This is a genomic window from Streptomyces sp. AM 2-1-1 (assembly GCF_029167645.1).
Lineage (GTDB): Bacteria > Actinomycetota > Actinomycetes > Streptomycetales > Streptomycetaceae > Streptomyces.
The window spans coordinates 2,807,278-2,833,092 of the sequence record NZ_CP119147.1 but is presented as its reverse complement, the minus strand read 5'-3'; the positions used below and the strand labels follow the sequence as shown (position 1 = coordinate 2,833,092).

Annotated in this window: 16 protein-coding genes and 4 pseudogenes; 12 read left to right on the top strand and 8 right to left on the bottom strand. The window is 71.7% G+C overall.

The genetic code is table 11. The features are described 5' to 3' along the window. Window positions 1-5 precede the first annotated feature (5 nt). Both PZB77_RS11945 and PZB77_RS11940 read left to right on the top strand, forming a co-directional pair. Window positions 6-2,420: an SUKH-4 family immunity protein gene (locus PZB77_RS11945; protein ID WP_275492567.1), complete on the top strand. Its 2,415-nt coding sequence runs from the start codon at window positions 6-8 to the stop codon at window positions 2,418-2,420. Between the two features lie 275 nt (window positions 2,421-2,695). Beyond that, window positions 2,696-3,595 carry a cellulose-binding protein gene (locus PZB77_RS11940; protein WP_275492566.1) on the top strand — a complete coding sequence of 300 codons (900 nt, stop codon included), beginning with the start codon at window positions 2,696-2,698 and terminating at the stop codon, window positions 3,593-3,595. Between the two features lie 28 nt (window positions 3,596-3,623). Here the strand turns inward: PZB77_RS11940 and PZB77_RS11935 are convergent, their stop codons facing one another. Continuing rightward, window positions 3,624-4,904 (bottom strand): helix-turn-helix domain-containing protein, encoded by a 1,281-nt coding sequence (locus PZB77_RS11935; RefSeq protein ID WP_275492565.1) that lies wholly within the window; start codon window positions 4,902-4,904, stop codon window positions 3,624-3,626. Window positions 4,905-5,207: 303 nt separating this feature from the next. On the opposite strand from PZB77_RS11935, the pseudogene PZB77_RS11930 reads away from it, so the two are divergent. Further along, window positions 5,208-5,369, top strand: a pseudogene (locus PZB77_RS11930) (IS5/IS1182 family transposase); the annotation flags it as partial. 1,410 nt (window positions 5,370-6,779) lie between these two features. Here the strand turns inward: PZB77_RS11930 and PZB77_RS11925 are convergent. After that, window positions 6,780-7,253, bottom strand: coding sequence for a hypothetical protein (locus PZB77_RS11925; RefSeq protein WP_275492564.1), 474 nt, complete (start codon window positions 7,251-7,253; stop codon window positions 6,780-6,782). Window positions 7,254-7,399: 146 nt separating this feature from the next. On the opposite strand from PZB77_RS11925, the pseudogene PZB77_RS11920 reads away from it, so the two are divergent. Then, window positions 7,400-7,912: pseudogene (locus PZB77_RS11920) on the top strand (transposase); the annotation flags it as partial. Window positions 7,913-8,086: 174 nt separating this feature from the next. Here PZB77_RS11920 and PZB77_RS11915 read toward each other — a convergent pair. Beyond that, a pseudogene (locus PZB77_RS11915) lies at window positions 8,087-8,224 on the bottom strand (IS5/IS1182 family transposase); the annotation flags it as partial. Window positions 8,225-8,480: 256 nt separating this feature from the next. Between PZB77_RS11915 and PZB77_RS11910 the strand changes: the two are divergent. Next, on the top strand, window positions 8,481-8,711 hold the full coding sequence (locus PZB77_RS11910) for a hypothetical protein (protein ID WP_275492563.1): 231 nt from the start codon (window positions 8,481-8,483) through the stop codon (window positions 8,709-8,711). Between the two features lie 102 nt (window positions 8,712-8,813). Here the strand turns inward: PZB77_RS11910 and PZB77_RS11905 are convergent, their stop codons facing one another. The 3 genes from PZB77_RS11905 to PZB77_RS11895 form a co-directional block, all read right to left on the bottom strand. Next, complete coding sequence (locus tag PZB77_RS11905; protein ID WP_275496025.1) at window positions 8,814-10,394, bottom strand: cation acetate symporter; 1,581 nt, start codon at window positions 10,392-10,394, stop codon at window positions 8,814-8,816. Between the two features lie 26 nt (window positions 10,395-10,420). Then, window positions 10,421-10,912: a DUF485 domain-containing protein gene (locus PZB77_RS11900; protein WP_275492562.1), complete on the bottom strand. Its 492-nt coding sequence runs from the start codon at window positions 10,910-10,912 to the stop codon at window positions 10,421-10,423. 194 nt (window positions 10,913-11,106) lie between these two features. Next, window positions 11,107-12,627 (bottom strand): MFS transporter, encoded by a 1,521-nt coding sequence (locus PZB77_RS11895; protein WP_275496024.1) that lies wholly within the window; start codon window positions 12,625-12,627, stop codon window positions 11,107-11,109. A gap of 405 nt (window positions 12,628-13,032) precedes the next feature. Between PZB77_RS11895 and PZB77_RS11890 the strand changes: the two genes are divergently transcribed. Both PZB77_RS11890 and PZB77_RS11885 read left to right on the top strand, forming a co-directional pair. Then, window positions 13,033-13,821, top strand: a complete 789-nt coding sequence (locus PZB77_RS11890) for an ABC transporter ATP-binding protein (RefSeq protein WP_275492561.1) — start codon at window positions 13,033-13,035, stop codon at window positions 13,819-13,821. Then, complete coding sequence (locus PZB77_RS11885) at window positions 13,818-16,400, top strand: FtsX family ABC transporter permease (RefSeq protein WP_275492560.1); 2,583 nt, start codon at window positions 13,818-13,820, stop codon at window positions 16,398-16,400. The genes PZB77_RS11890 and PZB77_RS11885 overlap by 4 nt, the downstream gene beginning before the upstream one ends. Window positions 16,401-16,515: 115 nt before the next feature. On the opposite strand, the gene PZB77_RS11880 is transcribed toward PZB77_RS11885, so the two are convergent. Next, window positions 16,516-17,115: a DinB family protein gene (locus PZB77_RS11880; protein ID WP_275492559.1), complete on the bottom strand. Its 600-nt coding sequence runs from the start codon at window positions 17,113-17,115 to the stop codon at window positions 16,516-16,518. Between the two features lie 298 nt (window positions 17,116-17,413). Here PZB77_RS11880 and mfd point away from each other — a divergent pair, with 298 nt between their 5' ends. Continuing rightward, window positions 17,414-20,944 carry a transcription-repair coupling factor gene (gene mfd, locus PZB77_RS11875; protein WP_275492557.1) on the top strand — a complete coding sequence of 1,177 codons (3,531 nt, stop codon included), beginning with the start codon at window positions 17,414-17,416 and terminating at the stop codon, window positions 20,942-20,944. A gap of 392 nt (window positions 20,945-21,336) precedes the next feature. On the opposite strand, the gene PZB77_RS11870 is transcribed toward mfd, so the two are convergent. Next, window positions 21,337-21,858, bottom strand: a complete 522-nt coding sequence (locus PZB77_RS11870; RefSeq protein WP_275492556.1) for a GNAT family N-acetyltransferase — start codon at window positions 21,856-21,858, stop codon at window positions 21,337-21,339. Window positions 21,859-22,183: 325 nt separating this feature from the next. Here PZB77_RS11870 and PZB77_RS11865 point away from each other — a divergent pair. From PZB77_RS11865 to PZB77_RS11850, 4 genes and pseudogenes are all read left to right on the top strand, one after another. Beyond that, a pseudogene (locus tag PZB77_RS11865) lies at window positions 22,184-22,614 on the top strand (transposase); the annotation flags it as partial. A gap of 126 nt (window positions 22,615-22,740) precedes the next feature. Further along, window positions 22,741-23,880 (top strand): Rieske 2Fe-2S domain-containing protein, encoded by a 1,140-nt coding sequence (locus PZB77_RS11860; protein WP_275492555.1) that lies wholly within the window; start codon window positions 22,741-22,743, stop codon window positions 23,878-23,880. Between the two features lie 50 nt (window positions 23,881-23,930). Then, window positions 23,931-24,410 (top strand): Rrf2 family transcriptional regulator, encoded by a 480-nt coding sequence (locus PZB77_RS11855; protein WP_275492554.1) that lies wholly within the window; start codon window positions 23,931-23,933, stop codon window positions 24,408-24,410. Window positions 24,411-24,574: 164 nt separating this feature from the next. Then, entirely contained in the window at window positions 24,575-25,798 is a 1,224-nt protein-coding gene (locus PZB77_RS11850) for an MFS transporter (RefSeq protein WP_275492553.1), read from the top strand. Window positions 25,799-25,815 lie beyond the last annotated feature (17 nt).

Genomic DNA, 25,815 nt, shown 5'->3' with positions numbered 1-25,815 from the left:
GCGCGATGGTGACGTTCGCACAGGCGCAGGAGCGGGCCGACGAGTGGGTCAACGGTGACGTGCCCGCCTACCAGCACCGGGAGGTGCGGGTCCGCGAGTTCGAACTCGGCTTCGTGGTGTGGGCGGAGGACCGTCCGGAGGGACCCGTCTCGGACGGCGGCCGTCAGCGGCTGGTCATCGCCCGCGACAGCGGCGAGGCCACGCTGTGGCCGGGGCTGCCGGTGGGCGAGGTGGTACGGCGCTACGAGGAGGAGTACGGCTCCCCGGCGGACGCGGCGCCCGCGCCCCGGCCGCCCGCGCGCATCGATCTGAACCAGACCTCCTTCCTGCTCACACCGCCGGAGTGGCTCCAGGAAGCCGCCGACAAGCTGGGCATCCCGGACGGCAGGCGCGAACCGTCCGAAGCGGCGCCCGCCGACGCGGCCCCCGGGGCGGGTGCGCAGGACGACGTGCGGGACACGGTGCCGTCCGCGCCCGCCGCCCCCGGTGCGCCCGCTGTCCCCGCGGCACCCGCCGCGCCCGCGGTGCCGTTCTCCGCGCCCTCCGTCCCGACCTCGCACTCGCAGGACTCGGGCGCGACCCCGTGGCCCGCGAAACCGGAGCCCGGGGACCACGAGCCGACCGCCTCGGACGGGGTCCCCGCGACGGCCTCCCCGGTGGCCGGGGCCGGCGCGGCCCCCGTGCCGGACGGCGCCACGCCGTGGGCGGGTACGGACACCAACCGCGACTCGGACGACCGGGCGGTCCCGCTGCCCGTCACCGTGTTCGCCCCGCCGCTCTCGGGCGCCGACGACGAGGGCACCCCGGCGCCCCGGGTCCCCGCCGAGGCGCCGACCGCGCTGCTGTCGGGCGGCAGCGCACTGCCGCCCACCGCCGTCGCCACGCCGGTGCAGCCCCGGCGGCTGCCGGACGCCGCCCCCGGGGCCGAGGACATCGCCAACGCCGCGACCAGCAAGGCGGGCCTGCCGCCGCGCGCGCCGCGCCCCGGTTCGGTGCCCCCGCCGCCGGGCGCCCCGGGCATCCCGGGCACACGCCCCGGCGCGACCCCGCCGCCCTCGGGGCCGGGCGCGCCCGGTGCTCCCGCCGCAGGCTACGTCCCGACGCAGATGGCGCCCGCCGTCCACCCCGGCGGCCCCGGTGCTCCCGGCATGCCCGGTGCTCCCGGCATGCCCGGTGCCCCCGGCGTGCCGCAGCCCCCGGCTCCGCCCGGGCCGCCCGGCGCCCCGGCCCCGCCCGGTCCGCCGGGTGGTGTGCACCACGCGGAGACGGTGTTCGCCGCGCCTCCGATCGGCTCCCCGCTCGGTACCCCCGGTCCTCCCGGACCGCCGGGACCGCCCGGTGCGCCCGGCGGGATGCCGGGCGGCGTACCCGGTCCGGGCCTGCCCGGTCCCGGGGCCGTGCCCCCGCCTCCGCCTGCGTACGGCTATCCGCAGCAGCCCGCCCAGCCGCCGACGGTGGGCCCCGGCTACCAGGCGGTGCTGCGCTACCGCGCGCCCGACGGCAGCGAGCAGCAGCTCATCCGCCGTTCGGCGCCCGGCACCCCGCACCCGGAGTGGCAGATGCTCTATGAGCTGCGCGGCATGAACGTGCCGCCGCAGCAGGTCATCGAACTCCACACCGAGCTGGAGTCCTGCGAGCTGCCCGGTGGCTACTGCGCGCGGATGATCCGCGAGATGTGGCCGCAGGTGCGGATCACCAGCGTCGCCCCGTACGGCACCGATCACGCGAGCCGGCAGCAGGGCATGCGGCACCTCCTCACCCACCAGGGCGAGCTGCACCAGGTCGCCGACGGCCCGGCGCGGCCCGCCCCGGTGCGTGCTCCGCTGACTCCGGTGCAGCCCGTGCCGCCGGTCGGACCGGAAGGGGTGGCCGAGGAGCTGCTCCAGGCGTTCGGCCCGCAGGGCGTGCTCCGCTTCGACGAGCGGGCGGTCTCCCGGCAGGGCGTGCCGGAGACCGTGGGACGGACCCTGGTCTGGGCGGGGCTGCCCGCCGATTTCGGGCCGTTCTTCTGGGCCCAGCCCGGTCAGCCGGTGATACCGACACTCGCCGAGCTGGCCGCGCAGCGCCAGGTGCGGCCCGCGCCGGACGCGGGGGCGTACCTCGTGATGGGGACGGACTTCGGCCGGGCGATCTGCGTCCAGTACGGGACGGCGAACATCGTCGCCGTACCCGTGGAGGCCGGTCCGGGCGGGCAGTCGGTGCTGCCGCAGTTCGTCAACACCGGGCTGCCCGAGTTCGTCCGCTGCATGGCCCTGCTCGGGCGGATGTGGCGGCTGCGGTACGGCCTCAACCCGGAGCAGGCGGGCCGCTGGACGGTCGATTTCCAGGCGCAGTTGGCGGCGCTGGACCCGGCGGCGCTCGCGTCGCCGGAGAGCTGGTGGTCGGTGCTGCTCGAACAGATGTGGGACGGCTTGATCTGATCCGTCCGCCGCCAACGGTCCCGGGCCCCGTCCCCGGACCGGTGGCTCCGAAGGCGCTCGTCCCCGTGTGCGGAGGGGGCGGGCGCCTTCGCGTGTCCGGGCCTGTCCGGCCGGGTATCCCTGGGGTGTTTGCGGTGGGCGTTCGCGGACGCTGCCGGTCTGTGACGCCGGTCGCTTCCGTCCGGAAAGCGGCTGATCGATTCCGACTTCCGGCCCAATTGCCGCATCCTTGACCTCAGGATCGATGGCGGCGTGCGGAAGAGAGGGCTTCAGGGATGAGTGCTGCACCGGTGTCCGGGCATGGCTTCGTCGGGGTACGAGGACGTGGTTACCGACCGGAGCAGGTGGACCGTACCGTCGCGGCGCTCACGGCGGAGCGGGACGCGGCCCTGGACGAGATCTCCCGGCTGTCCGCGCTCGCCGAGGAACTGACGGCCGGGTCGGCCGCGCTGACCGAGCGGGTCGCGAACCTGGCCCCGCAGACGTACCAGGAGCTGACCGAGCGGGCCCGTTCCCTCCTGGCCCTCGTCGAGGAGGAGGCGGCCGAGTTCGGCGCCGCCGCCCAGGAGGCGGCACAGGCGCTGCGGGACGCGGCCGAAGCAGCCGGACGCGAGGCGCGTGACGCGGCCCGCGCCTTCTCGGAGAAGCTGCGCGCCCAGGCCGAGGAGGACGCCGGGAGCACCCTCGCCGAGGCGCGCCGGGCGGCCGCGGAGATCACGGCCGCCGCGGACGAGGAGGCCGCACGGATCCGGGCGGAGGGCGAGGACCTGATGGCCCGGACCCGCGTCCGTACGTCGAGCGTCCTCGCCCACCAGGAGCAGGAGCAGGCCGAACGCCTCAAGGCCGCCGAGACCGAGATCCTCGCCCGGGAATCCGAGCAGACGGCCCGTCATGACGACCTGCTGGCGCGCGCCGATGCCGTGCTCGCGACGGCGAGGCGCGGACTCTCCGAGGCCGAGGAGGCCGCCCGGCACGGCCAGGAGGACGCGGAGGCCCGTGCCGCCGAACTCCTCTCCGAGGCCCGGGTGCGCGAGGAGCGGGTGGTCCGCGAGACCGCACGCATACTCCGCGAACACGAGGAGAGCCGTGAGGAGTTGCAGGCCCGCATGGACCACGTCCGCAACTCCCTCGCCGCCCTCACGGGCCGGACCCCGACCCCGCCGGCCGAGAGCTGACCCGGGGCGCCGGGGCCGGGCGGGGAGTTCAGGCGGGCGCGGCCCCGGCCGTCCGGGGCTGCGGGCGGGCGGAGAACCTCGGCCGCTTGACGGGTGCGGCGGCGCGCGCCGCCCTGCTGTCGCTCAGCGCGCTCCGCATCGACGCGATCGAACCGGTGGCAGCCTCGGCCCTGGGCGCGGGCGCCGGAGCGGCTTCCCGGGCACACTCACGGCACGGACCCGGGGCACAGGCCCGGAAGGCGCGCTCGCAGCCGTCGCAGGTCTGCCAGGGGGAGAGAGGCGCTCCGCCCGCCGGTGATCCGTCCGCCGCCCGCTCGTCGGACTCCTGAGGAGAAGGGGCCGGTCGCGGGGGAAGTGCCACCGGCGTCTCGCGAAGGCGGTAGGCGAGGATGTTGGCCGGGCGGGAGCGGAACGGCGAGGGCAGCCCGACCGTCAGGGTCTCGGTGATCTGTGCGGCGTCGAACCCTCCGGCCAGCCACTTGGCGACGGCGGGTGCCAGGGTGCGCACTTCGCCCCGGTTGAGGACCAGTCGGGGATCGACGATCCGCAGCGAAGCGAGGATCACTACGGCCTGCGGGTCGACCTCGGCGATACCGAGCGGGGCGTGCTCATCGCCCTCGCGCTCATCACCTCTGTGCTCATCACTTTCGTGCTCATCACCTTGGTGCTCATCGGCCTCGTCCTCGGTGCCGTCTTCGGTCTTCGCCGCGTCCGCCGGGCCTTCCGCGTCCGCAGCGATCGGTGACGGGAGAGGCCTCCGCTGAGTGGGCACCGCCGGGGAGGACGACTCCCTCGCCGCCGACTCCGGTGAGGGCGTGACGTCAGGGCTCGGCACGTCAGTGCCGTGCGCCTCCGGCGCGGACACCTCCGACGCCTCGGGGTCCTGCGTCTCGGGCGCGGACACCGGCTCCGGCTCCGGTCCCGGTCCCGGTCCCGGCACCTCCGGCAGCAGCAGTTCCGGTACCGTGCGGAAGAAGGTCCGGGTACGGATGCGGCCCCCGGACCAGCGTTCCTTCCGGCGGACCAGATAGCCCGCCTGTTCCAGCTCCCGCAGGGCACGGGCGATCGTGGTCCGGCCCTCGTCGAAGTGGGCGCAGAGGGCCTCGACGGTCACCGGCGCGCCGTCCGGCAGCGACTGGATGTAGGCGCCGACGCCCACTGCGGCCGCGCTGCCCCGGAGTTGGGCCAGGGCGTTGTGGAGGATCGTGAATTCGGCGGTGAGGCGGGTGCGGACATGCGTCACGCCGGACACCGGGTGCGGAGCACCGGAGCGGGCGCCCGAGGGCGCGATAAACTCGGCCTTAGCCATGGGGAAGGGTCCTGTCTTCCTGCTTGGTCAGACCCTCGATCGGGATTGCACTCCCGGCCGGGGGTCGCTCTGTGTGTGGAGCAAGTGAGCTGAACGTAACCGCCCGAACCGCCCCTGAGCAACCGAGTCACCCGCACGGGTGATGAGTGGGAGGGGAGGGAGGGGGGTAGTTCTTTCCCCCGGTTCTTTGAGGAGTTCGCCGACTCGCCAGGGAACGGCATACCGGCGTCCGGTGGAGTGTCCGACCACAGGCCGACGACGGGACACCGACCGACTGCGGGGACGTGCACGGCCGTTCCCTGCCAGCAGTACGACCGCGACCACGCCCGGCTCAAAGCTCCTGGAGAGCACGCCTTCGCGCCACCGAAGTCCTGGCGACCGCTCCGGCGAACCAGATGCTCAACCCGCCGCATCGGCACCGTCGTTCAGGCCGTCCACACACTGCTGACCTGCGACTGCTCAGGACGAAAGAAGCGCACTGACCGTGCTGTCTTTCCTTTGTCACATGGCTCTCATGTCTACTCGGTTCGTCAGGTGTTGGGCGTAGGCCGCCGCCTCGATTTTTGCGAATCACGGACGCCATCGCTCGTGTTGGTTAGCCTCCGCAAGAGTCCAAGCCTCACTGTACGCACGCGGCGGAGGAAGCAATGACCGAAAAGACTGTGCTGTGGATGGACGACAGTAGCCACTGGAAGGCATCCGGGAAACTGCAATCGAACGGCAGCTTGACCAGTGCCACCGTCATCGACAATCACGGGACCACCAGGACTCGTGACGCCACGTTCTCCTCGGAAAGTGATTTCAAGTCCTGGGTCAGGCGCCACACGAACTAGTACCGCAACGATCGTTCGAGGTTCCTGGAGAAAGTGAGCAGAGCCCGCACCCGCGTTATCTGTGAGGGTTGCGCGTTGCGGCCGATCGGGGAACCGTGGACGGTGGTTGTGCCCATCAAACGCCACTGCACCTCTTTCATCCTGCGCCGCAGGAGTGAAATGGGCTGGTCAGCGGTTGTGGTGACGAGCCAGGGCCCCTCGTCGCCGGGGTGGTGATGCACTCATCACGCCGGCGGCCCGAGGTGCCCTGTTGGTTCCTGGCCGACCCCGTCTACCAAGGTGCCGGCACACCTTCGCGCCCCCTGCTCTCGGCCACCGCGAACAGCCAGATGACTACCAGCAGTACAACCGGGACCATGCCCGGCTCAGTGTTCGTGGCGCCCACCGTCCAGGCCGTCCACACACTGCTGACCCGCGACTACTCAGAGGAAAAGGGGTCAGTGAGCGGGTTCGGCTCGACGGCTGGGTCGGTTGTCCGGGAACACTGAAATACGCGTTCGGTTCAGACTCCGGATGGCGAACGAGTCACGGTCTGGGCGAGAAGGACATTCGTCCTTTCCGAGTCCAGGTGGAGTCTCCAGGTCGTAGGCCATCGCGTCAGTGTATTCCGCTCCACCCCCTCGGCAGGAAGGAGAATCCTTAGATACTCGTCGAACCGCAACGAGGGCAACCGGTTGGCAACTTGGCGGGTGGCCGGCTCCCGCACCCCATGTGCGCCGGGTTGATTCCGTAGGGTGATTCGGTGGACGGTGACTCGTTCCATTGGTGTGCGATGAGCCTCGCGCTTTCATGAAGCGGGCTGTCCGGCAGAAAATCAGGAAGCCAGAAAGAACCTCTGATCAGCAAGAATGAGGATTGCCGAGGTCCTTTTTCCTGCGCCGTCGGAGGCACTCCCGGGGGAAGCCCTCCATCGTCCCAGATCGTGCACGTCAACGGTTGGCAGGTAGTACCGAACCTGATCCCGGTGTACCCCTGGCTCATGCAGGCTCTGCGGAATGACCGTGACGCGTAGAGGAATTCCGCATCGACCTTGTCTGGAAGGCTAGGTCGCGCCGGGTAGCCCCAGGGCGACCAGAAGCGCAGAGGAGAGCTGTTCCGCGAACAGAGCCGACCCGGTGAGCGTCTGCCGGATCGCTTTCTCGTCGGGCGTGAGTCCGGCGGCAGCCGACCAGGCGAGTGCCCCGGCGACGGCGGGTTCGACGGGGAAGTGCTCCAGAGGGATCTCGTAGCTCTTCGCCATCTCGCGGTTCAGTAGGCCCTCCCAGCTGCTGCCGTCCGGCGTGACAGCCTCGACAAACCCCACATCGCTGTCCAGGAAGGACACCATGACCGCCGGTGTCCCCGTTCTCTGGACAAGGTCGGCCAGGCTGCGCTGTCCAGCCTCAGCGAAGCCCGTCACCTGCCAGCCCTCCGCCAACGCCTCCGTGTCTTCCAGACCCGTGAATCCTGCTGCCCGCATGAGCTGGTGCAGCTCCCCGGTGGACCGGGTCGTCAATGATCCGCTTGAGTTCCCCATGATCAGGAAGCTATCGGACGGCTCTGACAAGCCGGCTCGTGGTGGCGAGGCGCAAGCAAGGAGAGACGAGCGGGCCAACCCTGAGGGGCCCGACCCAAGGATTGTGGAGGCCCTTGTTCCTGTCGCCGTCGGAGGCACTTCCCAGGTGGGTCGCCGAACTCGGCGGCAACGTCCTCAAGGGCTGGCCGCAGGGCTTGCGGCTGATCGTCCGCAAAGAACGCCCGCGCCCCGGAGACCAGTTGCGGTTCACCGACACTGACGGACTGCGGCTCACCGCGTTCGCCACGAACACCGTCAACATCCCGATCGCCGCACTCGAACTACGACACCGCCAGTGGGCACGTGCCGAGGACCGCATTAGCGCCGCCCGGGCCACCAGCCTGCACAACCTGCCCCTGCACAAGACGGCACAGGACCAGATCCGGCCGGAGATCGTCCAGATCGCCCTGGACCTGCTCGCCTGGATGCCCATGCTCGCCCTGACCGGCGACGCCCGTACAGGGGAACCCCGTCGGCTACGGCTCCGTCTCTTCTCCGCTGCCGCCCAGATCATCACCACTGCCCGCCGCCGCCATCCGAGATCCGCCCACCACTGGCCCCGGACCGACCTCATCACCACCGAGACCCAACGACTCGCATCCCTCCCCAACCTTGGCTGACCAGCCAACCCTTCTTTATCGGGCTCGTCGAGGGAACATGTGACTCGGGTGAGATACCGGAGGGGGTTCTCAAGCCGGGCTCTCCCGTACATGAACTGGCAGATTGAGCGGAAGTTCACGGGGTCGGATCGTCGGCAGGAAGTGCGCACGGGCGTTCTCAGCGTCGTCTCTCGAGGTGGGGACGGCCTTCGTGATGGACGCCAGGCGGCTCGGGCTGCCTCGCGATCTTCGGGATATCCGCCAGGACATGAGTCGTGCCCTACCGCGTTCGACGGGAGTTCGAGAGGTGGCCTGTGCCTGGTCGACCGTCCGTCCGTCGGGGTCGGGCGCCCGTCGGGTGGGCGCCTGCGTTCGGTGGTGGCCGAGGGTCGGCGCCCGCGCAGGCGCGGTCGTCGCCAATGAGTCACCCGAGCTGATGAGTTGAGAGGTCGACCATCTCCCTCCACGGAACGTGCGCCCCGTGCGACGCGTCTCGCCGACGTCACCCGTGGCATGGCGACCATGCTCAGTCGACGGACGAATGCAGCGAGGCGGCGGGGGAATGCTCGTCCCGACGGGGGAGGCATGCGTGACTCGACGTTCTGATCCGTACACCGCGCCGGAATGGACCAAGGCCGGTAACCGCTGGGGGCCGTCGATCTACTGGCCGTTGCTCTTCACCAGCGTCGGCCTGTTGGTCTGGCGGGTGGGTGCGGGTGCCACTGCCGGACAGGTCGTCTTCGCAGCCGCGCAACCCGTCGTGTGGGTATGCCTCCTGGTGGCCAACCGATCCGCACGCCGTCGACGGACCGAACTCTGACCCCCGGCACCCCACGGCGACTGCTGCCGGCTCGGGTCGAACAGGCGGCCGACGCACACGAGCGCCGCGACGAGCGGAACGGGGAGCGGCGCCCCGATCGGCCTACCGGCGCTCCACCGGGGGTGTGCCCGCGAGGATCCACGGCTCGACCCGCTCGTAGCGGCGGCGTTCCTCGGCTGCGGGGCGGCGGCCGAGGACGGTGCCCAGCCAGCCCGCGAGGAAGCCCAGCGGGATGGAGACCAGGCCGGTCGTCGTGTACGGGAACCAGTTCGCGTCCACGTCCGGGAAGACCGCCCCCGGGGTTCCGGAGACCAGGTTGGTCCCCGTCATGAGCACCACCACCCCGGTGGTGCCGACGATCAGGGTGCAGAGCAGCCCCGTGCGGGTGAAGCGGCGCCAGAACAGGCTGAACATCAGCGCCGGTGCGAGGGCCGAGGCGCCCACGCAGAAGGAGAAGATCGCCAGCGCCTGCACGTTCCAGTGGCGCGCGACGACCGCGAGCGCCGTCGCGAGGACGCCGACGCCGATCGCCGCCGCCTGGGCGGTCATGATCTCGGTACGGGGCGCGGGGCCGGGCCGGTCCTTGCCGGGCAGGCCGTGCGCGAAGAGGTCGTGGGCCAGCGAGTTCGCGCAGGCCAGGGTCATCCCGGCGACCGAGGCGAGCAGCGTGAGGAAGATCGCCGTGGTCATCGTCGTCGCGATCAGTGCCCCGGTGCGGCCACCGCCCGCGACCACGCTGCTCACCTGGAGGATCGCGCTGCTGCCCTGGTTGCCGCCTGCCGCGATGGCGCTGTGGCCGACCAGGGCGGCGGCACCGAAACCGATCACGGTGAGGAAGGCGCAGACGAGGACCACCGCCGAGACCGCCCAGGAGAGCGAACGGCGCACCGCCCGGGCGCTGTTGACGCTCGCCATCCGCATGATGATGTGCGGCAGGCAGGCGGCGCCGAACACCACGGTCAGCTCGGAGCTGATCATGTCGAGGTCGTCGCCCCCGAACTGCAGCCCCGCCCGCAGATACGCGTCCCCGGCTCCGCTGCGCCGCTGGGCGGCGGCGAGCAGGGCGCCGGTGTCCCACTGGAAGCGGTCCAGGATCAGTACGGAGATGAGCAGCCCCGCACCGAGGAGCGTCACCGTCTTCATGATCTGGATCAGCGCGGTGGACCGCATCCCGCCGATCGCCGCGTAGCTGATCATCACCGCGCCGACGGCGGCGATCGTCCCGGTACGGAACCCGGAGCTGTCGAAGCCGAGGATGAAGGAGAGGAGGGAGCCGCTGCCCGCCAGTTGGACCGCCATGAAGGGTACAAGGGCGACGAGCGTGACCGTGCACGCGGTGATGCGCACCGCACGCCCGGGGGAACGGCGCGCGAGGACGTCGCCCAGGGTGAACCGCCCCGCGTTGCGCAGGGGTTCGGCCAGCAGGAACATCAGCAGGAGCAGGGAGAGGACCGTACTCAGCATGAGGACCAGCCCGTCGTGGCCGGTGAGCGCGATGATGCCGGTGGTGCTGAGGACCGTCGCGGCGGAGAGGTAGTCGCCGGCGATGGCGAGGCCGTTGCGGAGCGGCGCCAGATCGCCGTAGCCGGTGTAGAAGTCCTCCAGGTCGTCCCGGTCGGGACCGGACAGCACGCAGAGCAGCAGCACGATCGTGGCGACGGCGATGAACACGACGAGGGACATCGCCTGCGCGGAGTCGTCGAACCCCTTCACCGGTCGGTTCCCCAACTGCTCGGCCGGACGACGGGATCGGTACGCCGGCCGCGCTGCCGCAGCTCGGCGGCGAGCGGATCCACGGTGCGCCGTGCGGTGCGCTCGTACCGCACCAAGGAGAGCAGGACGAGGGGTAGTTGGACCAGCGCGAGGAGCAGCCCGATCGTGAGACCGCCGAAGCCGGCGTCCCGGGCCATCAGTGTGGGTGCGTACGCGGAGAGAGCCAGGAAGACGGTGAAGAAGCCGAGCACCGTGACGGCGGAGCGCCGCCGCAGCGTCCGGTACGAGGTGCGCAGCCGCCGCAGATCCCGGTGGCGGCCCGGCGCCTGCGCACGCGTCCCCCTCGGCCCGGGGCGGCGCGGTGGCGGCGGAACCGGCGGCGGGGAACTCTGCCAGGGAAGCAGGTAGTCCCGCTGGAACGGCGGCGGAGGAGGCGGGAGCCGATGCGGCTCCCGGTGCGCGGGGGACTCGTCGTGCTCGGGGTGCATGGCAGAGCTGCTCCTTGCATGAGCCGGTACGAGGGGACGGCGAGGCACGCGGGCGGAGCGGTGGTGGTGGAATCGTGGCGAAGTTACCAGTGAGTAGGTGGTGGCGGCCGCAGAATGGCCGAACAGTGGTGGTATTTAGGCCAGTTGGAGACCTCGGCGGGAGCGTGGTGCGGGTCGGCGGCCGCCCGAGGCGCTCAGCCGTCCGCGGGTGCGGCAGCGGTCTCCTCGGCGACGGCCGGGAAGTCACGAGGGGTCACGCAGACCAGGACGAGCAGGGCGAGCGCCGCCGCGGCCGCCGCGCCGAGGTACACGTGGTCCACCGCCGCGTCCACCGCACGCCGCAGGGTGTCGGCGGCCGAAGCCGTCAGGGTGCCCGGGTCCTCCAGCGCACGCGCGACGGAGTCGAGGTCCCCGGGGAGCCCGGCGGCGGGAGCGTCGCCGAGCCGGGAGGCCAGGGTCGCGTTGGCGACCGCACCGAAGAGCGCGGCCCCCAGCGACTGGCCGAGCTGCCGGCAGAAGAGGACGGACGCCGTCGTCGTCCCCCGCTCCGCCCAGCCCACCGTCGACTGGACGCCGATGATCAGCGGGAGTTGGAAGAGGCCGAGCGAGGCGCCGAGGAGCAGCATGATCAGCACCGGCTGCCACACCGCCCCCGGATAGGGGAGCGCGGTGAACGCGAGGAGGACCAGCAGCGCGCAGCCCATCCCGGTCATCGCGGTGAAGCGGAAACCGATGCGTCCGTACACCCGGTTCGACAGGGCCGCCGACACCGGCCAGGTCAGCGTCATCACCGAGAGCACGAAGCCGGCGGGTATCGCCCCGAGACCGAGGACCGACTGCGCGTACGTCGGCAGGAAGACCGTCGGGGCCACCATCAGCAGCCCCATCGCGGCCAGGGCCAGGTTGACCGAGGCGATCGGGCGCCGCCGCCACACCCAGCCCGGCACGATCGGGTCGGCGGCACGGCGTTCCACCAGGACCGTCAGCGCGACGAGGACGGCGCTCGCCCCGAAGAGGGCCAGCGAGGGGGCCGAGAGCCAGTCCCAGGCGACACCGCCCTGCACCAGCGCGGTCAGCAGCAGCGCGGTGCCGCAGAAGATGGTGAGCGCGCCCGCCCAGTCGATCCGGGGGCGGACGGCGGGACGCGGCCTGGCCGGCTCGTGGAAGTGGCGGACGACCAGCCAGAGCGCGAGGGCGCCGACCGGCAGGTTCACCAGGAAGATCCAGCGCCAGTCCGCGTACGTGGAGAGAAGGCCGCCGATCGCGGGGCCCGCGACGGACGAGGTGGCCCAGACCGTGGAGAGTTTCGCCTGGATCTTCGGGCGTTCCTCGAGCGGATAGAGGTCGGCGGCGATGGTCTGCACCGTGCCCTGGAGCGCTCCGCCGCCCAGGCCCTGGACGACCCGGAAGGCGATCAGGGCCGTCATGCTCCACGCGCCCGCGCAGAGCAGCGAACCGAGCACGAACAGGACGATGCCGCCCACGAGGACGGGCTTGCGGCCGAAGGTGTCGGAGAGCTTCCCGTACACCGGCAGCGTGACGGTCACCGCCAGCAGGTAGCCGGAGAACAGCCAGGAGAAGACCGAGAAGCCGCCGAGGTCGCCGACGATCCGGGGTACCGCCGTGGAGACGACGGTGCCGTCCACGGCGGCCAGCGCCATCGCCACCATCAGGGCCGCCACGACGGGCCCGCGCCCCCGCGGAGCCGGAGGCACGGCGGCCTCGGGTACGGGCTCCGGGCTGCGGCCCGCGTCGGGGCCGCCGTCCGTACTGCTGGTGGCGCCCACGGTGTTCCTTCCCCCTGCACGTACCTGCCGGGGCCCACTGTCTCATTCCGTCCGGTGCGCGGTCAGGACGATGAGCACCGGGGGCCGTCCCGCCGTCCGGCGGGAGGAGTGGGGGGCTAGCCCCACCGTCTCCAGGACGAGGGGCTCGCGGCCGACCCCTAGGGGGACCTCCCCCCAGGGCCCAAGGGGGCGGTCCTCCCCGTGGACGAGGTGATCGGGGCACGTCATCCCTAGCGTATTCATCAGGTCGCGGAGTGCGGCCGGTGACGGTGGACGGGTGGGGTTCACCGCGTTCGCTGGGCGGCGTACGCCCAACCCCGGAGGAGAAGAATCGTGACGACGGCTGTGACCAATCCCAGGCACGGGGGCGCCGGAGAACGGACTGCCGTGGCAACACGAGCACGTCAGGTGGTGAAGGCGTACGGCACGGGCGAGACCCGGGTCGTCGCCCTCGACCACGTCGACGTCGACATCGCACGCGGTGAGTTCACCGCGATCATGGGCCCGTCGGGCTCCGGCAAGTCGACGCTGATGCACTGCCTGGCCGGACTCGACACGGTGACCTCCGGCGAGATCTTCCTCGACGAGACGATGATCACCGGCCTCAAGGACAAGAAGCTCACCCAGCTCCGCCGCGACCGCATCGGCTTCATCTTCCAGGCGTTCAACCTGCTGCCGACGCTCAACGCGCTGGAGAACATCACGCTGCCGATGGACATCGCCGGCCGCAGGCCCGACGCCGCCTGGCTCCAGCAGGTCGTGGAGACCGTGGGCCTCGGTGACCGGCTGAAGCACCGGCCGACCCAGCTCTCCGGCGGCCAGCAGCAGCGCGTCGCGGTCGCCCGCGCCCTGGCCGCCCGGCCCGAGATCATCTTCGGGGACGAGCCGACCGGCAACCTCGACTCACGGGCCGGCGCCGAGGTGCTGTCCTTCCTCCGCACCTCCGTCGACCAGCTGGGCCAGACCATCGTCATGGTCACCCACGACCCGGTCGCCGCCTCCTACGCGGACCGGGTGCTGTACCTCGCCGACGGCAAGATCGTCGACGAGATGCGCAACCCCACGGCCGACCAGGTCCTGGACCGCATGAAGAACTTCGACACCCGCGGGCGGACGTCATGACCGTCTGGAAGACCTCGCTGCGCAACTTCCTCGCGCACAAGGGACGGATGGCCCTCTCGGCCGTCGCCGTCCTGCTGTCGGTGGCCTTCGTCTGCGGCACCCTCGTCTTCACCGACACCATGAACACCACGTTCGACAAGCTCTTCACCGTCTCCTCGCCCGACGTCTCCGTCGGCCTCAAGGCCGCTGAGGAGTCCGACGCCGAGCCCGACCACGGCAAGCCGCAGACCATGCCGGCGTCCGTCCTCGCCCAGGTCGGGAAGGCCGAGGGCGTCAAGGACGCCGAGGGCCAGGTGACCACCCTCCAGGTGACCCTCGTCGACAGCCACGACAAGAACCTCAGCCCGGACACCGGGGCCCCCACCATCGCGGGCAACTGGACGCGCAACGACCTGCGTTCGATGAAGATCAGCTCGGGCCACGCCCCGCGCGGCCCGACCGAGATGATGATCGACGCCGGAACCGCCGACAAGCACGGGCTGGAGCTCGGCGACGAACTGCGCACCATCACCGCGGCCGGCGACCTCAGGGCGAAGATCGTGGGCATCGCCGAGTTCACCGTCACCAACCCCGGTGCGGCGGTCGCCTACTTCGACACCGCGACCGCCCAGGAGAAGCTGCTCGGCCGCCCCGACGCCTACAGCATGATCAGCGTCACCGCCGAGAAGGGCGTCAGCGACCAGGAGCTGAAGGCCAACGTCGCCGCCGCGCTCGGCGACACCTCCCTCTACACGCTGAAGACGCAGGCCGAATCGGCCGAGGACAGCAAGGACTCCATGGGGTCCTTCCTGAACGTGATGAAGTACGCGATGCTCGGCTTCGCCGGGATCGCCTTCCTCGTCGGCATCTTCCTCATCGTCAACACCTTCTCCATGCTGGTCGCCCAGCGCACCCGCGAACTCGGCCTGATGCGCGCCATCGGCTCCAGCCGCCGTCAGGTCAACCGGTCGGTGCTCGTCGAAGCCCTCCTCCTCGGCATCGTCGGCTCCGCCCTCGGCGTCGCGGCCGGCGTCGGACTCGCCGTCGGCCTCATGCAGCTGATGGGCGCCGTCGGCATGGAGCTCTCCACCGACGACCTCACCGTCGCCTGGACCACCCCCGTCGTGGGTCTGGCGCTCGGCATCATCGTCACCGTGCTCGCCGCGTACGTACCCGCCCGGCGCGCCGGGAAGGTGTCGCCGATGGCCGCCCTGCGGGACGCCGGAACCCCCGCCGACGGCCAGGCCGGACGCGTCCGCGCCGCCCTCGGCATCGTCCTCACCGGCGCCGGCGCCGCCGCCCTCTGGGCGACCGCGCGCGCCGACGAGGCGAGCGACGGTTCGTACCTGCTGGGCGCCGGCGTCGTCCTCACCCTCATCGGGTTCATCGTGATCGGCCCGCTGCTCGCCGGAGTCGTCGTACGGGGGCTCAGCGCGGTCCTGCTCCGGCTCTTCGGCCCGGTCGGCCGCCTGGCCGAACGCAACGCTCTGCGCAACCCGCGCCGTACCGGGGCGACCGGCGCGGCCCTGATGATCGGCCTCGCCCTGGTGGCCTGCCTCTCGGTCGTCGGCGCGTCCATGGTCGCCTCCGTCACCGACGAGCTGGACAAGTCGGTCGGCGCGGACTTCATCGTGCAGACCGCCGACGGCCAGCCGATCGTGCCCCAGGCCGCCAAGGCCGTCGAAGCCGTCCCCGGTCTGGAACACGTCACCCACTACGCCTACCTCGACGCCACCGTCACCTCCCCCGACGGCGGCAAGGACGACGAGGGTCTGGTCGCCGCCGACCCCAGCTACCAGCAGGACGTCCACCGCGAAGTCCTCTCCGGCGACCTCGCCGCCGCCTACAGCGAGGACTCGGTCTCGGTCGGCGGCGACTACGCCGAGAAGCACGGCGTGAAGGTCGGCGACACCCTCACCGTGGCCTTCAGGGCGGGCGGGACGGCGCGGCTGAAGGTCGCCGCGATCACCTCCGACGACACCAGCATCGACGGCGGCGCGAAGTACATCAGCCGCGCCACCGCGGCGAAGCACATCGCGGCCGACCAACTCCCCGACAGCCTGCTGATGTTCGCCCAGGCGAAGGACGGCCAGGAGAAGACGGCCTACGCCGCGCTGAAGAAGGCGCTCGCCCCGTACCCGGTGTACCAGCCGCGCAACCAGGCCGACTACAAGGAAGATCTCAAGGACCAGGTCGGCCAGTTGCTGAACATCGTCTACGGCCTGCTGGCACTCGCCATCGTCGTCGCGGTCCTCGGCGTGGTGAACACCCTCGCCCTCTCCGTCGTCGAACGCACGCGGGAGATCGGCCTGTTGAGGGCGATCGGTCTCTCTCGCCGGCAATTGCGCCGGATGATCCGCCTGGAGTCGGTGGTCATCGCGCTCTTCGGCGCGCTCCTCGGACTCGGCCTCGGGATGGGCTGGGGCGCCTCCGCCCAGCAACTCCTCGCGCTGGAAGGGCTGAACGCGCTGGAGATCCCCTGGGCGACCATCATCACGGTCTTCGTCGCCTCCGCCTTCGTCGGCCTCTTCGCCGCCCTCGTCCCGGCCTTCCGGGCGGGCCGGATGAACGTCCTGACGGCCATCGCCACGGACGGCTGACGGGGAGACGCGTACCGCACCGAAGGTGATCCGGGGCCCCGGGACGTTCCTGTGAACGTTCCGGGGCCCCGGCGTGCAGGGGGGGGGCGTCCTCCGCTCCGGGGTCGGGGCAGGGTTACGCGCGCCCGCCCGCCCCCTTCGCCACCCGTTCCAGCCGGTCGCGGTACCCCTGCCACCACGCCCGGTCACCCGGAGCCGTGTTGCGGCCCCCCTTCCGCTGTCCCACCTCTCCGTCGACGAGTTCCCGCACGACGTCCGCGTGACCGGCATGCCGGTGGGTCTCCGCGATCACGTGCACGAGGGCCCGGTGCAGCGTCAGCGCGGGCCCCGGCTCCCCCGGCCCTCCGGGCATCCGGCCGACCGTGTCGAGAGGAAGGGACCGGATCGTCTCGTCGGAGTGGGCCCAGACCCGGCGGTACGCCTCGACGATCCCCTCGCGCGACTCCTCGGCGGTCGCCCACATGTCCGCGTTGGGCTCGGCGTCGCCGGAGATCCAGAGCCGGGGCGCACCGGGGAAGGGCCGCCCGAAGGTCTCTCCGAGGTAGAGCACCTCGGCACCGGTGACGTGCTTCACGAGGCCCAGGAGATTGGTGCCGGTGGGGGTCATGGGGCGGCGGACGCCGTACTCCGAGAGGCCGTCCAGCTTCCACAGGAAGGCGTCGCGGGCGTCCTGGACGTAGAGCCGCAGATCCGTGGTGAAGTCCGAGAGGGGCATCGGGCCATCCTGCTGCTCCCGCCGCGGCCGGGCACGGGGTTTTCGCACGGCTTTTCCGTACGGGGTTTTCGCACGGGCTTGCGCACGGCCTCTCCGGCCTCCGCGCCCGTTCCGGCCGCCCCGGAGGCCGCCCGCCGACCCGCCCCGCACGCGACTGTCCGTCGTGCGTCGTAGTCTGGGATCCCCGGCCCGTCCTACGTGTCGGGCCCTTCGCGTTGCGTCCCCCGGGCGCCGCGCGCAGCTCCTGGCAGCAGCCGGCTGCCGGGACACCCGAAGCCACCCCGGACGGAAGCCCTCCATGAGCCTGCACGGTCTGCTGGATCTCGTCGCACGCGATCCCGCGCTCTCCGAAGCGGTGAAGGCCGCCACCGACGGTCACCGGATGCACGTGGACCTGGTGGGTCCGCCCGCCGCCCGGCCCTTCGCTGTGGCCGCGCTGGCCCGGGAGACGGGCCGTACGGTCCTCGCGGTCACCGCCACCGGCCGGGAGGCCGAGGACCTGGCCGCCGCGCTGCGCACCCTGCTGCCGCCGGACTCCGTCGCCGAGTACCCGTCCTGGGAGACGCTGCCGCACGAGCGGCTCTCGCCCCGCTCGGACACCGTGGGGCGGCGCCTCGCCGTGCTCCGGCGCCTCGCGCACCCGCGCGCCGACGACCCGGAGACGGGACCGGTGAGCGTGGTGGTCGCGCCCGTACGCTCCGTACTCCAGCCGCAGGTCAAGGGGCTGGGCGATCTGGAGCCGGTGGCCTTGCGGAGCGGGCAGGGCGCCGATCTGGGCGAGGTCGTCGAGGCGCTCGCCGCCGCCGCGTACGCCCGGGTGGAGCTGGTCGAGAAGCGCGGAGAATTCGCGGTGCGCGGCGGCATCCTGGACGTCTTCCCGCCCACCGAGGAGCACCCCCTTCGGGTGGAGTTCTGGGGCGACGACGTCGAGGAGATCCGCTACTTCAAGGTCGCCGACCAGCGCTCCCTGGAGGTCGCCGAGCACGGGCTCTGGGCCGCACCCTGCCGGGAGCTGCTCCTCACCGACGAGGTCCGCGAGCGCGCCGCGGTGCTCGCCGAGGCCCATCCGGAGCTGGGCGAGCTGCTGGGCAAGATCGCCGAGGGCATCGCGGTCGAGGGCATGGAATCCCTGGCACCCGTGCTGGTGGACGACATGGAGCTGTTGCTCGACGTCCTGCCCGCGGGGGCCATGACCCTGGTCTGCGAACCCGAGCGGGTCCGCACCCGGGCCTCGGACCTCGTCGCGACCAGCCAGGAGTTCCTGCAGGCGTCGTGGGCGGCCACGGCGGGCGGCGGGGAGGCCCCGATCGACGTGGGCGCGGCCTCGCTGTGGTCCATCGCCGACGTACGCGACCGGGCCCGCGAACTCGGCATGATGTGGTGGTCCACCTCCCCGTTCGCCGCCGACGACGAGCTGGACGACGACACCCTCAAGCTCGGGATGCGCGCCCCGGAGGCGTACCGGGGCGACACCGCACGCGCGCTCGCCGACACCAAGGGCTGGATCGCCGAAGGCTGGCGCACGGTGTACGTCACCGAGGGCCAGGGCCTGGCTTCCCGCACCGTCGAGGTGCTGGGCGGGGAGGGCATCGCCGCCCGACTCGACGCCGATCTGACGGAGATCTCCCCGTCGCTCGTGCACGTCTCCTGCGGGGCCATCGACCACGGCTTCGTCGACGCCGGCCTGAAGCTCGCGGTGCTCACCGAGACCGACCTCACCGGCCAGCGCACCGCGACCAAGGAACTCGGCCGGATGCCGGCCCGCCGCCGCAAGACCATCGACCCGCTGACGCTGGAGGCGGGCGACTACATCGTCCACGAGCAGCACGGCGTCGGCCGGTACATCGAGATGGTGCAGCGCACCGTGCAGGGCGCGACCCGTGAGTACCTGCTCGTCGAGTACGCCGCCGCCAAGCGCGGCCAGCCCGGCGACCGGCTCTACATCCCGACCGACCAGCTGGAACAGGTCACCAAGTACGTGGGCGGCGAAGCACCGACCCTGCACCGGCTCGGCGGCGCCGACTGGACGAAGACCAAGCAGCGCGCCAAGAAGGCCGTCAAGGAGATCGCCGGCGACCTGATCAGGCTCTACAGCGCCCGCATGGCCGCCCCCGGCCACGCCTTCGGTCCCGACACCCCGTGGCAGCGCGAACTGGAGGACGCCTTCCCGTACGCGGAGACGCCCGACCAGCTCTCCACGATCGCCGAGGTCAAGGAGGACATGGAGAAGACGGTCCCGATGGACCGCCTGATCTGCGGTGACGTCGGCTACGGCAAGACCGAGATCGCGGTGCGCGCCGCCTTCAAGGCCGTCCAGGACGGCAAGCAGGTCGCCGTGCTCGTCCCCACGACCCTCCTCGTCCAGCAGCACTTCAACACCTTCACCGAGCGCTACGCCCAGTTCCCGGTCAACGTACGCGCGTTGAGCCGGTTCCAGTCCGAGGCGGACTCCAAGGCCACCCTCGCCGGACTGAAGGACGGCGCCGTCGACCTCGTCATCGGCACCCACCGCCTCTTCTCGTCCGAGACGAAGTTCAAGGACCTCGGCCTGGTCATCGTCGACGAGGAGCAGCGCTTCGGCGTCGAGCACAAGGAGCAGCTGAAGAAGCTCCGCGCCAACGTCGACGTCCTCACCATGTCGGCCACCCCCATCCCCCGTACGCTCGAAATGGCCGTGACCGGCATCCGCGAGATGTCCACCATCACCACCCCGCCCGAGGAGCGGCACCCCGTGCTGACCTTCGTCGGCCCGTACGAGGAGAAGCAGATCGGTGCCGCCGTGCGCCGCGAACTCCTGCGTGAGGGGCAGGTGTTCTACATCCACAACCGGGTCGAGTCCATCGACCGGGCCGCCGCCCGGCTGCGCGAGATCGTCCCCGAGGCCCGGATCGCCACGGCGCACGGCCAGATGTCCGAACAGGCCCTGGAGCAGGTGGTGGTGGACTTCTGGGAGAAGAGGTTCGACGTCCTCGTCTCCACCACGATCGTCGAGTCCGGCATCGACATCTCCAACGCCAACACCCTGATCGTCGAGCGCGGCGACAACTTCGGCCTCTCCCAACTCCACCAGCTGCGCGGACGCGTGGGCCGAGGACGCGACCGCGGGTACGCCTACTTCCTCTACCCGCCGGAGAAGCCGCTCACCGAGACCGCCCACGAGCGCCTCGCCACCATCGCCCAGCACACCGAGATGGGCGCCGGCATGTACGTCGCCATGAAGGACCTGGAGATCCGCGGCGCGGGCAACCTCCTCGGCGGCGAGCAGTCAGGCCACATCGCGGGCGTCGGTTTCGACCTCTACATCCGCATGGTCGGCGAAGCCGTCGCCGACTACCGCGCCCAGATGGACGGCACGGTCGAGGAGGAAGCGCCGCTGGAGGTCAAGATCGAGCTCCCCGTCGACGCCCACGTCCCGCACGACTACGCCCCCGGCGAGCGGCTCCGCCTCCAGGCCTACCGCGCCATCGCCTCCGCCAACTCCGAGGAGGACGTCCGCGCGGTCCGCGAGGAGCTGACCGACCGCTACGGCCCGCTCCCCGAACCCGTCGAGAACCTTCTCCTCGTGGCCGGCCTGCGGATGCTCGCCCGCGCCTGCGGAGTCGGCGAGATCGTCCTCCAGGGCCCGAACGTCCGTTTCGCGCCGGTCGAGCTGCGCGAGTCCCAGGAGCTGCGCCTCAAGCGGCTCCACCCGAAGACGGTCATCAAGGCCACCACCCACCAGATCCTCGTCCCGCGCCCTACCACCGGCCGCATCGGCGGCAAGCCGGTCGTGGGCCGCGACCTGCTGGCGTGGACGGGCGAGTTCCTGACGACCATCCTGGGGTCGTAGGGACGACCGTACGGGACGCGTCACGTCGACGACTGCTGGGTGACAGCTGCGGGGTGGGTGGACCGTCGGGACGGCGACCACCCCACCCCGAAGCCGTCACGCCCCGCCGGTGCCGCCCTTCGGGGACTCCCTATGCGCGAACCAGGTGGGGCGGAACAGTGACGAGGGAGAACGATGAGCGGCGGTGAAGCGGGCCCCACGTCCGCGCGTTACTTGGCCCCTGCCGTGGTCGCCGATCTCCTGGGGCTCGTCCGCGGTGAAACGGCCGTGGTCCGGCGGAGGGTCGTCGCCGTGGGCGGCGAGCCCTGTGAATTCACCGACTCCTACTGTCCGTTGGTGGTGGCGCAAGGGACTGGGCGCGGTGCGCGGAAGAAGACTCCGGTCCCGGGCGGCTAGGAGCGTAAGTCAGTATTTTCCGTCTCGTCGGCCCAGACGATCTCGAAGTACCTGACGCGTTCGTCTTGTCCAGTCGGCCGCATGCCGACTGCCGTCATGACGTGCTGGGATGCGATGTTGTCGTGGTCGGCGTCGCCTTTCACGCGGGTGACGCCGTGTGCCCGCGCGAACCGCAGCAGTTCGCGGAGGGCTTCGGAGGCGTATCCCTGGCCTCGCGCTGACGGGATGAGGCCGTAGCCGATCGTGACTCCGCCGTTCACGTCGGCAGCTCCGTGGAAGCCCACGCCGCCGACTGCCGTACCGTCCTCGCGGCGACGGATCTCATAGTTGCCGAACGGCTGGGGATCACCGGTGCTTGCGCAGGTGCCCAGGAAGCGCCTGGCGGCGGACACGTCCCCCTCGGTGGGATATCCGGGCGCCCACCGGACACCGCTGTCCATCTCGCCCGCCACCACTCGCTGAGCCTCGCTGACCGTCATCGGATGAAGCACGAGCCGCGCTGTCACAAGATCGTCCATAGCAGGGAGGGGTATCACGTGGGGCGACCGGATCGCACGTGGATCATCCGGGCTGGCAGCGCCCGCCTCTGGTTGGCGATCGTGGTGGGGGAAGGATCGCGGTATGCGGCGTGGGCATGGGCTGTTCGACGCCGAGCCGGCGGAGAGGCAGCCGCCCCAGGGCCGTCCGGCAGGCGTGGACAAGCGGTTCAGGGCATTCGACCCGCACCGGGTTCTGCTCCTGCCCCGCCGCTGGACGGCTGGCTGCCCCGGGACCACCTCGCCCGGTTCGTCGTCGACCCGGTCGACGACGTCCTCGACCTGGCCGTGAGCCGGGCTGATTACCGTGGACGCGCAACACCAGGTCATCACCGCCGCCGACGTGGCGGATGCGCTGCATCGCACCACGGTGCTCGAACAGGCCGCCCAGAACACCGGCGTCCACCCCAAGCAGGCACTCGGGTCGATGCCGGGTACTGCTCCAGGACCAACCTGCGGGCAGCGGAGGACCGTCAACGTGCGCACGGGACGGACACGTTCATGGCTACCGGGCGCCTGGCCCACGACGAACAGGTACCGCCCGCACCGCGCGGACGGACGCCGGCGAACGCCCCGCTGAGGGAGCGCATGGCCCGCAAGCTGCGGACCAAGCCGGCCAAGGCCGCCTACAGTCGCCGCAAGGCCATCGTCGAACCCGTCTTCAACCAGATCGTGACCTGCCAGAACGGCCGCCAACTCCTCCTGCGGGGCGAGGACAGGGCCCGGGTCGAGTGGCAGTGCTTCTCCGTCAACAGCTGCGTGTAGCCACCACCTTCGGGTGGGCTTCGCTCCGGGGCGGGAGTCGCGCAGGGCGGATGGGCAGCCTTCGGACGACCGCTGCACCCGGGCCCGGGAGGGTACATCGTGGGACTGCCCCGTCCGTACACGCGCACCATCACCGAGGGGCCGACGCCGGCCGATGCCACCGCCGCGCCCGCCCTGCCCTACCCCAGCGGCTGGTCCGCGCTCGCCTTCTCGTCCGAGCTGAAGCCGGGCACCGTCCTCACCCGGCCCCTGGCGGGGGAGGACGTGGTGCTCTACCGGCTCCGGTCGGGCGGGTTGCGTGCCATCCGGCCGTACTGCCCCCACCTCGGCGCCCACCTCGGGCTGGCTCGCGTCGACGGGGACGATCTCGTCTGCCCGTTCCACCAATTCGCCTTCGGCCCGGACGGCACCTGTGTGCGTACGGGGTACGACACCCCACCGCCGAGGACGCCGCTGACGCGGCTGCCGGTGCACGAGGTCAACGGGGCCGTCCTCGTCTGGCGGCACCACGACGGCCGGGACCCCGACTGGTTCGTACCGCCGTGGCACGAGATCGGTCACCGTCCGGCCCGTGAAGCCTCGTGGGAGCTGGCCGGGAACGTCCAGGAGGTCATCGAGAACTCCGTTGATCTCGGGCACTTCGCCACCCTGCACGGCTGGCGGCGGGCGGAGATGGGCGCGCCGGTCGCCTACGACGACGCCGGCTTCCACGTCTCCATGCGCGCCCACGAATCGGCGCCGCTCCTCGGCGACTTCGTCGTCGACATCGAGGTGGACGGATACGGCCTCGGGTGCCTCCACGCCGACGTGCACACTCCACGGCTCGGCCTGCGGATGTGCACGATGGTGCTGCCGACCGCCGTCGGGCCGCACCGGATGCAGTTCCGGCAGCGCAACCGCATCGCCTTCACCGAGCCCTCCCGGCTGCCCGCCCCGCTCGCCCGCACGGTGAGCCGGGCAGCCGCCCGGCTGCTGGACCGGGCCGTGTTCCGCTCCAGTTGTGAGTTCACGGCCGCGGACTTCCCGATCTGGAACCACAAGCAGTACCTCCAGCCGCCCGGCCTCGCCCACGGCGACGGGCCGATCGGCCCGTTCCGGCGCTGGGCCCGTCGCTTCTACCCGCCGGTGGAGGGGGCGGAGAGCGGCGTGGCGCCCTCCGCGCACGGCGAGGCGGAGGGCGGGGCCGCCCGCCGTGCCGGGCAGCAGGGGCCCTGCGGTACGCGTCAAGTGGGGCGCTGAACACGACAATTGCTCCGCCGGACGGAACCTGGACGTGTAGTGTCCTGGTTATGCGGATGAGCGCGGGAGTCGAGTGGGGGCTGCACTGCTGCCTGACGTTGGCGTGGCTCGGGGATGCGGAGGCGGTGCCGACGGCGAGGCTCGCGGCCTTCTTCGAGCTGCCGCCGGCCTACCTCAACAAGCAGTTGCAGGCGCTGGACCGGGCGGGCATCCTCACCTCCACCCCGGGGGCCCGGGGTGGCTTCCGGCTGGCCCGGGCCGCCGAGCGGATCACGCTCATGGACGTCGTCGCCGCCATCGACGGCCCCGACGACGTCTTCCGGTGCACCGAGATCCGGCAGCGGGCCGGAGGGGCGAGCGCCGCGGCTCCGGAGTTCCGGCGGCCCTGCGGCATCGCCAGTGCGATGCGCCGGGCCGAGATGGTCTGGCGCCGGGAGCTGGCCGCACAGACGCTGGCGGACCTCATGGCCGACGCGTCGGCGGCCTCCGCCGAACGCACGCGGCGCCACTTCGCGCGTACGAGCCGCTGAGACGTACGAGCCCCGGGGCGGCGCGTACGAGCCTTGAGGCGCGTTCGAGCTGCTGAGACATGTGAGCCGCCGAGGCGCGTGCGAGCGGCCGAGGGCGGTGGCTCCGGCGCCCGACCGACCCACGACACCCGACGAAGCAGTGCCCGCGCAGGAGGAGAATCTGGATGCCCAGTGTCTCGATACCGTCCGCCCGCCGACAGCGGACCGACGGCCGGGAATCACCGGAACGGGGTGGGCTCTCCTCCATCCTGGTGCTGGCGCTCGGCACCTTCGCCGTCGGCACGGACGCCTTCGTGGTCGCCGGATTCCTGCCGTCCATGGCCGGTGAACTGCACGTGTCCACGGCAGCGGCCGGGCAGTCCATCACGGTCTTCGCCGCCGCCTACGCCCTCCTCTCCCCGGTGCTCGCCACGGTGACCGCGCGGCTGCCGCGCCGGGCCCTGCTGGTGGGCGCGCTGATCACCCTCGGGCTCGCCAACCTCTGCTCGGCGCTCGCCCCCGACCTGGCCGTGCTGATCGCCGGGCGGATCGTCGCGGCCGCCGGTGCGGCGGCCTACACGCCGACCGCGGGTGCGGTGGGCGCCGCGCTCGTACGCCCCGAACTCCGGGCGCGGGCCCTGGCCGTGGTCATCGGCGGTCTGACCGTCGCCACCGCGCTCGGGGTACCCCTGGGCAGCCTGGCCGGCCACTGGCTGGGGTGGCGCACCGCGTTGGGCATCGTCGCCGGACTGTGCCTGCTCATCGCCCTCGGCGTCCGTCTGATCATGCCGGTGCTGCCGGGCAACGCCCGTGTGCCGCTGCGCACCCGGCTCGCCGTCCTGCGCCGGCCGGCCGTGCTCGCCGTGCTGCCGCTCACCGTGCTCGGGATGGGCGCCGCCTACACCGCCTACGCCTACAGCGTTCCGGTTCTCCGGGCGGTCCGGGTGCCCGACGGTGCCGACCTCTGGATGCTCTTCCTGTACGGCCTCGGCGCCGTGCTCGGCAACCTGGCCTCGGGATACGCCACGGACCGCTGGGGCTCGGTCCGGGTTCTGACCGCCGGATACGTCGCCATGGCCCTCTCCCTCGCCCTGCCGGCCTGGATCGCCGCCACCCACGTCTCCCTGCCGGCCGTGGTCGGTCCGCTGGTCCTGCTCTGGGGTGCGAGCAGCTGGTGCCAGACGCCCGCACAGCAGCACCGGCTCATCGAGGTCGCGCCGCAGGAAGCGCCGTTGGTGGTCTCGCTCAACTCGTCCGGCATCTACCTGGGCATCGGCCTCGGCACCGTGCTGGGCGGGCTCGCGCTCCCGCACGGGGCGACCCTCGTGTACGCCCTGGGGGCCGCACTGGCCGTCGCGGCCCTGCTGTTCCTCCGGATCACCGCACGCGGGGCGGTCCGCGGGAACTGAGCGGCCACCGTCCGGCG

What these genes read in the sequence shown, in the direction of transcription:
- PZB77_RS11945 (WP_275492567.1), top strand. Translation starts at nt 6, where the DNA reads ATGGTGACGTTCGCACAGGCGCAGGAGCGGGCCGACGAGTGGGTCAAC.
- PZB77_RS11940 (WP_275492566.1), top strand. Translation starts at nt 2,696, where the DNA reads ATGAGTGCTGCACCGGTGTCCGGGCATGGCTTCGTCGGGGTACGAGGA.
- PZB77_RS11935 (WP_275492565.1), bottom strand. Translation starts at nt 4,904, where the DNA reads ATGGCTAAGGCCGAGTTTATCGCGCCCTCGGGCGCCCGCTCCGGTGCT.
- PZB77_RS11925 (WP_275492564.1), bottom strand. Translation starts at nt 7,253, where the DNA reads ATGGGGAACTCAAGCGGATCATTGACGACCCGGTCCACCGGGGAGCTG.
- PZB77_RS11905 (WP_275496025.1), bottom strand. Translation starts at nt 10,394, where the DNA reads ATGTCCCTCGTCGTGTTCATCGCCGTCGCCACGATCGTGCTGCTGCTC.
- PZB77_RS11900 (WP_275492562.1), bottom strand. Translation starts at nt 10,912, where the DNA reads ATGCACCCCGAGCACGACGAGTCCCCCGCGCACCGGGAGCCGCATCGG.
- PZB77_RS11885 (WP_275492560.1), top strand. Translation starts at nt 13,818, where the DNA reads ATGACCGTCTGGAAGACCTCGCTGCGCAACTTCCTCGCGCACAAGGGA.
- PZB77_RS11880 (WP_275492559.1), bottom strand. Translation starts at nt 17,115, where the DNA reads ATGCCCCTCTCGGACTTCACCACGGATCTGCGGCTCTACGTCCAGGAC.
- mfd (WP_275492557.1), top strand. Translation starts at nt 17,414, where the DNA reads ATGAGCCTGCACGGTCTGCTGGATCTCGTCGCACGCGATCCCGCGCTC.
- PZB77_RS11870 (WP_275492556.1), bottom strand. Translation starts at nt 21,858, where the DNA reads ATGGACGATCTTGTGACAGCGCGGCTCGTGCTTCATCCGATGACGGTC.
- PZB77_RS11855 (WP_275492554.1), top strand. Translation starts at nt 23,931, where the DNA reads ATGCGGATGAGCGCGGGAGTCGAGTGGGGGCTGCACTGCTGCCTGACG.
- PZB77_RS11850 (WP_275492553.1), top strand. Translation starts at nt 24,575, where the DNA reads ATGCCCAGTGTCTCGATACCGTCCGCCCGCCGACAGCGGACCGACGGC.